General features: G+C 42.3%; 7 protein-coding genes. 4 read left to right on the forward strand and 3 right to left on the reverse strand.

Translation table 11 applies throughout. The annotated features are described in order from the left end of the window. Positions 1-32: 32 nt before the first annotated feature. Positions 33-266, forward strand: a complete 234-nt coding sequence (locus B4C08_RS05785) for a hypothetical protein (RefSeq protein ID WP_296663893.1) — start codon at positions 33-35, stop codon at positions 264-266. Next, a complete protein-coding gene (locus B4C08_RS05790) occupies positions 256-642 on the forward strand; it encodes a PIN domain-containing protein (RefSeq protein ID WP_296663895.1) in 387 nt (128 codons plus the stop codon). The genes B4C08_RS05785 and B4C08_RS05790 overlap by 11 nt, the downstream gene beginning before the upstream one ends. 17 nt (positions 643-659) lie before the next feature. Here the strand turns inward: B4C08_RS05790 and B4C08_RS05795 are convergent, their stop codons facing one another. After that, the gene (locus B4C08_RS05795; RefSeq protein WP_296663897.1) at positions 660-1,829 is read right to left on the reverse strand and encodes an acyltransferase family protein; all 1,170 of its coding nucleotides are present in this window, start codon (positions 1,827-1,829) and stop codon (positions 660-662) included. Between the two features lie 105 nt (positions 1,830-1,934). Between B4C08_RS05795 and B4C08_RS05800 the strand changes: the two genes are divergently transcribed. Then, the gene (locus B4C08_RS05800) at positions 1,935-2,204 is read left to right on the forward strand and encodes a helix-turn-helix transcriptional regulator (RefSeq protein ID WP_294013916.1); all 270 of its coding nucleotides are present in this window, start codon (positions 1,935-1,937) and stop codon (positions 2,202-2,204) included. Between the two features lie 78 nt (positions 2,205-2,282). Here the strand turns inward: B4C08_RS05800 and B4C08_RS05805 are convergent, their stop codons facing one another. Together B4C08_RS05805 and B4C08_RS05810 are read right to left on the reverse strand one after the other, a co-directional pair. After that, complete coding sequence (locus B4C08_RS05805) at positions 2,283-3,179, reverse strand: aldo/keto reductase (RefSeq protein WP_296663900.1); 897 nt, start codon at positions 3,177-3,179, stop codon at positions 2,283-2,285. Positions 3,180-3,311: 132 nt separating this feature from the next. Next, positions 3,312-4,250, reverse strand: coding sequence for a flavodoxin (locus tag B4C08_RS05810; RefSeq protein ID WP_296663903.1), 939 nt, complete (start codon positions 4,248-4,250; stop codon positions 3,312-3,314). Positions 4,251-4,819: 569 nt separating this feature from the next. Between B4C08_RS05810 and B4C08_RS05815 the strand changes: the two genes are divergently transcribed. After that, positions 4,820-6,706 (forward strand): methyl-accepting chemotaxis protein, encoded by a 1,887-nt coding sequence (locus B4C08_RS05815; RefSeq protein WP_296663904.1) that lies wholly within the window; start codon positions 4,820-4,822, stop codon positions 6,704-6,706. Positions 6,707-7,024: the final 318 nt, after the last annotated feature.

Below are 7,024 nucleotides of genomic sequence, written 5' to 3' on the forward strand. Positions count from 1 at the left end.
TTTTAATCTTGACTTTTTATAGGAGGTCTAAAATGAGCGATGCTGTATTCAATACAATGTTAACAGAAATGGATTCATTTTCTTATGAACAGTGCGTGGCTTTACTTTCAAAACTCTCCCAAATTTTTAAAACAAAAAAACAGGAAACTGTGGCAGCAAAAACTTCTCCCATAGACAAATTCTTTGAAACAATCAGCGAAGAAGACAGTAAAAAAATGCTCCAAGCTGTTCAGGACTGCAGGAGAATAGAACCAAATGAATGGTAATATTTTTGATACTAATGTGATTATTCGCATAATAAAAGGCGATATTGCAGTGGCAACTGAAGCAAGAAAATATTCAGACGTTCATACATCTTCTGTTGTGCTAGGTGAGTTAATGTTCGGAGCAGAAAAATCTCAGCTCAAATCAACTAATCGAGAAAAATACATGAGCTTCTGTCTTTCTTATCCCATTCTTGATATAACAAAAGATGTCGCATTTGAATATGGAAAAATAAAAGCTTCATTGCAAGGAAAAGGAAAAATTCTCCCTGAAAATGATATGTGGATTGCCTCAACTGCCATAGCCAACAATATATCAGTAATTACACAGGATAAGCATTTTGAACAAATCCCCGGGCTTTCTGTTATAAAACTCTAGAAATTTCCCTTCACTCTTTATTTTCTTCCGCCGTTTAAAATGCTGAACAACGGCACACAGACTTTCCGCAATATAATGCCGGCGAAAGTTCCAAGCGCGACAATTGCAATGTTCGCCCCGAAATATTCAAGCAGGCAGAATGCGGGATTTTTCATCGGCAAAAAGCGAAGCCACAGATTTTGGACGCAGGCAAGAAGAAACGGCATGTGAACCGCGAACAGAAAGAACGAGAACGGAGAAAGTTTTTCTGCAAAGCTAAAAGTTTTTTGGTTTTTAGAAATCGAGCCGGAAAGTTTCAGGAAAATCAGGGCGGAAAAAAGAACCATCAGCGCAGAACAAACGGAATTTCCCTTGAAAATCAGGTTGCAGCCAAGAGCAGAGAATGCGAACATCGTAAAGAGTTCCGTCCAACGGAAAGAGTCGGCAAATGCGAACGGCGAAAAATTCCGCTCCGCCCAGAAATATCCAAGCGTAAAGAAAAGAAGCGCAGCCCTGTCCGAGTCAAAGCCTTGCGGCAGAACATCCGAAATATAGATGAACACGCAGAAAATCAGCGAGGTCTTAGGAAATCTTCTATATATACTGCGAAGAACCGGCGAAATCAGAAACAGAATCAAAAGGTCGCGCACGAACCAGAACTGGCCGACATAAGGATGATTGAATTTGTCGAATCCGAATCCCGAGAAAGCCCTGAGCCAATCCAGAACGCTCCAGGTCAGAACAGGAATTTTCTCCGGGTTTGCAAGGAGCGAAGGATTCAATTTTGCGGCAAAAAGTTTTCCGAGCGTTACAAGTGCAATGTTCAGGGCAATCCACACAAAATATGGAATCAGCAATCCCCTTGTCTTTTTCTTCAGCATGACTTTATAAGGAGTGTCTTTTTTGAAAAACAAGTACGCGCTGAACATGAAAAAAAGCGGAACGGCGCAGCTTCCAAGAGCGGAAGAAATCACGAACTGAATCCATTCCCCTGCCACGCTTTGTGCAAAAATGGGAATTCTGTTTCCTTCCGCCAAAGATTCGGCAAGTTTTTCCGCAGTAAAATTGTTGTGGATAAAGACCACCAGCACGCTCAAGATGTACCGAAGCGAAGTGATTCTGCGAGAAGTTTCCACATCGATAAACCGAGCAGTTTTGCTTTCCGAAATATCCTTATTCGCTACTGAAAAAGTACTTCCGTTTGTCATTTTTACCACCCTTTATTAGTACGTTTGTACTATCAGAAAACAGAATAAATGACATTCGTATTTAAATCAATCTATAATCTGTACATTTGTGCTAATTTTAAGGTGATGTTAGACTTTTGGAGCAATGTAAAAAGCGAACTTGAATACAGGGGAATCTCACAGAAAGAGCTTGCCGCAGAAATCAGCGAAAGCTACAACACGCTCCAGTCCTGGATTAACCGCGACCGGCTTCCGAATGCAGTTCAGGCAGTAAGAATTTCGCGCGCGCTCGGAACAACCGTTGAATTCCTTGTTACAGGCCGCGACGAGAAATTCCGTGCCGACAACACCGAGACAATCCGCCTGCTTGAAAAAGCGATTGAGAATTTAAGATAGTTTACTCGGAAAAAAGATTAGAGTTTCCGGCAGCATAGAAGATAAAATTCCGCCAACTTAAAAAATCAGCGTCACTTTCTACCAGTTTTCATATCTTTTTCCGGTGTTCAGTTTTGAAATCTGCGCCATTTCGTCGTCAGTCAGAGAAAAATCCCAAATGTCGTAGTTTTCAGCGATGTGCTTTGGGTTTGAGCTGCCGGGAATCGCTGTGAAGGCGCTTTGAATATGCCAACGGACAATCACCTGGGCGGCAGTTTTTTTGTGGGCGGCGGCGATTTTCAAAATCACTGGATTTTCAAGGCTCTGCTTTGTGTGGCCGCGGCCGCCGAACGGATAGTAGCTTTCCATGCGGATTCCATATTTTTCGCACCAGTCACGCAACGCTGTTCCCTGATAAAAAATGTGGTTCTCGTTCTGGATTACCGCAGGCCTGATTTCAAAGTCGCGGACAAAATGCTCTACCTCGCGCGGCGTGTAAAAGTTTGAGATTCCGATTGAACGGATTTTTCCTTCCTTGCACGCCTTTTCCATAGCCCGGTAAACTTTGTCGTCGCCGCTTCCGTGCTGGTGGAGCAGGCACAAGTCTATGTAGTCAACTTTTAGTTTTTCAAGCGAATCCTCTATGTCCGCCGCTGGGTCAGACGACCACGGAACAATTTTTGTCGTCAAAAAAATCTCTTCCCTCGTGCAGAGCTTTTCCGCAATCGCACGCTGAATCGCATTTCCAACTTCCGCCTCGTTTCCGTAATATTTTGCGGTGTCAATCAGACGCACGCCGGTTTTGAGCGCGGAATAAACGGCATTCTCGCAGGTTTCGCCTGTCAAAGTCCAGGTTCCAAGCCCTGCAACAGGCATTTCGTAGCCGCTGTTCAGTCTTACAGTTTTTTCAGCTTGTCCAGCCGGTTTGCCAGATTCCGCCGCAAGTGCTGCGGTCATCGCTAAAAAAGTTCCAAAAAACAAAAGTGATTTTTTCATAAGTTTTTCCATCTTTTTGCCATTGCCTTGCGTGACAAGGCAATCTTTATTTTAGGTTTATACGAACATTGACCAGACGTATTCACTACAGGAGATTATCCTGTCGAGCCGGACAATGACAACTTTCCTCGCTTATTTCAGACCGATTTTCTTAAGCCAAGAAGAAACGTCCGCTGTCTGCGAGTGCGCCTGACCGATTCCGTCAAGAGTTTTTGCGCCTTTGCCCAAATCACAAATGCGTCTCAAGGTTGAATCGCGTCCGCTAGACCAGTAAGTGCAGAACGGAACAACGGTTTTTCCGCGCAAGTCCGCCTGCAAAAGAAAAGTCTCGACAGGATTTGCCATGTCGTCCGACCAGACAGGAGTTCCCACAAAAACCACATCGTAGCCAGAAAGATTCGGAACAGAAGCAAGCTCGCGGTGAACTCCGTTTTTTATGTCCGCCTTTGACTCGCGGCCGCACTCGTTCATATTTTTTGAGTACGGAACTTTGCAGTCAAGCCGGAACAAGTCCGCGCCTGCCTCGTCTGCAATGCGCTTTGCAAGTTTCGCGGTTGTCTCTGTAAGGCTGTAGTAAACGACGAGCTTTTTTGAGCCTGAAGAAACGGAAGAAGATTTTTCAGAAGCAGACGCAACGGATTCAGCCAGACTGAAAGCAAAAACGCTTCCGCTTGAAAGATTTTTCAGCGCGCCGCAAACGCTTTTGTCCGCAAATTCGCCGATTTCAACCGCCTTTGCAGAGCCTATGCTGTGGTCAGCGTAGGCAACGGAAATCGCCTGAAAATTCAAGTTGTAATAGACGTGCCCTGCCTTGTAAGCGGAAGTTGAAGAGTCGCTTTTGCCGTAGTCAAGCGCGGTGTAGCTGTAGAACTCGAACCCGCCGTATTTTGTCATCGAAAGGCTTTTTCCGTTTACTTTTTCTGCAAAAACTTCGGCAGTCTTGTTTTGTGAAAGATTAAGCTCGTAGGATTTTCCGCCGAATACAACGCTCATTTTTTGTGTGTTTTTAGACTGCGCAAAAATGCCGGTTGCGGCAAACAATGCAAATAAAAAAGAAACCAGTTTTTTCATGAATCGCCTCGTTGCAATTAGATTAGTTACATAATGTAACTAATAAAGAATATAATAAACTAAATATCGGATGTCAAGGTGATTCTATGCTGAAAAAATCATTCCGTTCGCTAAAAGTACGTGCCGGCATACTGCGGAATCATTCCGTTGCAAAAAATTACCTGCGGACGATGAACGGAACTATTCCGTTTGAAGAAAGTACGCCAGTTCGGCTTATGAAATTTTTCGCATGAGCAGAAAATGTGCTGGGCAAAGCGTGAAACTTTTCGAACAAGCAAAAAACGCGTTGGGCAGACCGTAAAAGATTTCGCACGAGCAAAAAATGCGTTGGGAAGCTCGTAAAATTTTCTGCAAGATAAAAAAATGCGTTGGCAAGCGAATGAAATAATTTCATAACAAGAAAATACGTTTTGCCAGACAGTGCAAAAATTTCACGAACAAGCAAAAACCGCACATTACGCATTAAAAATTACGCATTGTTAATTTGATATTTATTTTCTGTAAAAAATTTAAATTTTACTTGATACAGATTTGTTATAAAAATATACTGTTTGTGAGGAATATTTTTTATGGAACAAAAACTTTCAGAAACTGACAGAAAATTATTTTATGTAAAGCTTCCTTTGCTGCTGCTTTTATCTTCGTTTTCACCATTCTTGCTGGCTCCTGTCTACTTGTGTGTTTCAGGAATTGTTACAACAGAAGAGCTTACAACTATTTTGTTTTCGCCTTACACCATTCTTGCCTATGTGGTAGCGGCATTGTGTCCGTTTGTTTTTTACAGATTTCTTCGCAAAAAAATAGAAACTTATGACGGAACAGATGAAGTTATTAGAAAAATAAATCTTTTGCTGAAATATTCAGGCAAGATGCTTTTTGCAATAAATTTAGTTTTGGGAATTGCAATACCTTTTCTCGCCTGCTTTGTGATTCACTTAAAAGACACGCAGTTCGCCGCATTTGAAGGAAGCTCTCCGTACCTTTCAATCATTCTTATCTGCACGGGCTTTATGCTGCTTTACGGAATCAGCTTTTACACAATTTTCAACAGCCGCTTCGAGCACTTTTTGCACTGGCTTCCGTTCGACAAAACAGTTGTTACTTCATCAAACCGTGAACGAATCATACTGATGACACTTGTAAACCTTTTGGGCTGCTTTCTTATTATCACGGCATCCTTTTTAGTTCCCAGCGTTGCTTCTGACTCTTCGGTTTCGGGCGTTCTAAAAGTGATTTTCCCTGCGGCAGTATTCGGCTTTATTTCAGTCGGACTTACAACTTCTGTTACCGCTTACGACATAAAGAACAATCTTCAGCAAGAAAAAGCAATTTTGGGAGCGCTTGCCGAAAAGAACTACGCGATAAAGAGGGCGCAGGTTGTTACAAGAAACGACTTCGGAATCATCATAAACGACTTGAACAACGCATACAAAATCATAAGAACGATTTTTCAGGAAATCAGCAAGGATGTAAATTCCACGCTGGCTGTTTCGTCTGAAGTTTCGGAGCACGTTGACCAGTCGATTTCAGAAATTGCAAATGTAAAGAGCATTTCAGATTCCGTAAAGGACGAGATGATAAATCAAGTTGCTTCTGTTGAAGAGACAAGCGCAACTGTTGAAGAAATCATCAAGCACATCCGCCACCTGAACGACGAAATTGAAAAGCAGACATCGGCAATTGACCAGTCGTCCGCCGCAATCGAGCAGATGGTTGCAAACGTAAACGGTGTAACTTCAAGCCTTAAAAAGAACAACGGAACTGTCCAGGAACTTGAAAGCGCATCCGAAGCCGGAATGAAAAAAGTCCACATTGCAAGCGAGCTTTCCGAAGAAGTCCTTGAAAAATCTTCATTGCTTATGGACGCAAGCAAAGTTATTCAGGACATCGCAAGCCAGACAAACCTTCTTTCAATGAACGCCGCGATTGAAGCTGCCCATGCCGGTGAATTTGGAAAAGGATTTTCTGTTGTTGCTGACGAAATCAGAAAACTTGCCGAGCAGAGCAATGAGCGCGCAAAGTCAATTGAAAACAACCTTAGAAGCCTTTCTGAATCAATTAATTCTGTTGCCACAAATGCAAGCGAAGTTTCTGTTCAGTTCAACAACATTTATTCTCTCATAAAGAAAGTTCAGAACGAAGAGCTTATAATTTCAAATGCAATGACTGAACAGACTGAAGGCAACAAGCAGATTCTTGAAGGAATCAGCCGCTTAACAGAATCAACAGCAACCGTAAAGGACGGAGCTGCGGAAATGCTTAAGGGCGGCGAGCAGATTTCTGTAGAAATGAAGAATTTGAACAAAGTAACTTCAGAAACAAATGTCAAAGTAAATTCCATTAATGAATCTGTTCAAAAAGTTACAGAAACTTTGGCTGACTCAAAAGAACACGTTCTAGAAAATTCAGCGAACGTCAAGTCATTAAGCGAAAAAATGTCTGACTTTAAGTTTTAGTTTTTGCTCTTGACACTGCTCCCCTTTTACTGCAATATTACTGCAAGCAAAGGGGGAGTAGTTACTTCCTTAAGAATCAACAGCCGGCTCTTTGAGTCTGGTTCTTAGGCTTCGGTGCAAACTGAAGAAACAAGACCTTTTGCCTGATTATCCTGTTAGTTTCAGGGTGACCGGGCAAAGGGTCTTTTTTTTTGCTGCGGCGTATTTTACCAAAAATGTCATTCCCTTGCTTGATACTGCGATGTTTGCATAGCAAAATCGGTTAGGAAACTGATAATTAGCCCAAACTTCGAGTTTTATGATTTAATGTCATTATCG

This window comes from Treponema sp. UBA753 (assembly GCF_002297325.1).
Taxonomy (GTDB): domain Bacteria; phylum Spirochaetota; class Spirochaetia; order Treponematales; family Treponemataceae; genus Treponema_D.

Excerpts from the sequence above, each read along its gene's own strand:
- B4C08_RS05800 (WP_294013916.1), top strand. The coding sequence starts at position 1,935 with ATGTTAGACTTTTGGAGCAATGTAAAAAGCGAACTTGAATACAGGGGA.
- B4C08_RS05785 (WP_296663893.1), top strand. The coding sequence starts at position 33 with ATGAGCGATGCTGTATTCAATACAATGTTAACAGAAATGGATTCATTT.
- B4C08_RS05790 (WP_296663895.1), top strand. The coding sequence starts at position 256 with ATGAATGGTAATATTTTTGATACTAATGTGATTATTCGCATAATAAAA.
- B4C08_RS05815 (WP_296663904.1), top strand. The coding sequence starts at position 4,820 with ATGGAACAAAAACTTTCAGAAACTGACAGAAAATTATTTTATGTAAAG.
- B4C08_RS05805 (WP_296663900.1), bottom strand. The coding sequence starts at position 3,179 with ATGAAAAAATCACTTTTGTTTTTTGGAACTTTTTTAGCGATGACCGCA.
- B4C08_RS05810 (WP_296663903.1), bottom strand. The coding sequence starts at position 4,250 with ATGAAAAAACTGGTTTCTTTTTTATTTGCATTGTTTGCCGCAACCGGC.
- B4C08_RS05795 (WP_296663897.1), bottom strand. The coding sequence starts at position 1,829 with ATGACAAACGGAAGTACTTTTTCAGTAGCGAATAAGGATATTTCGGAA.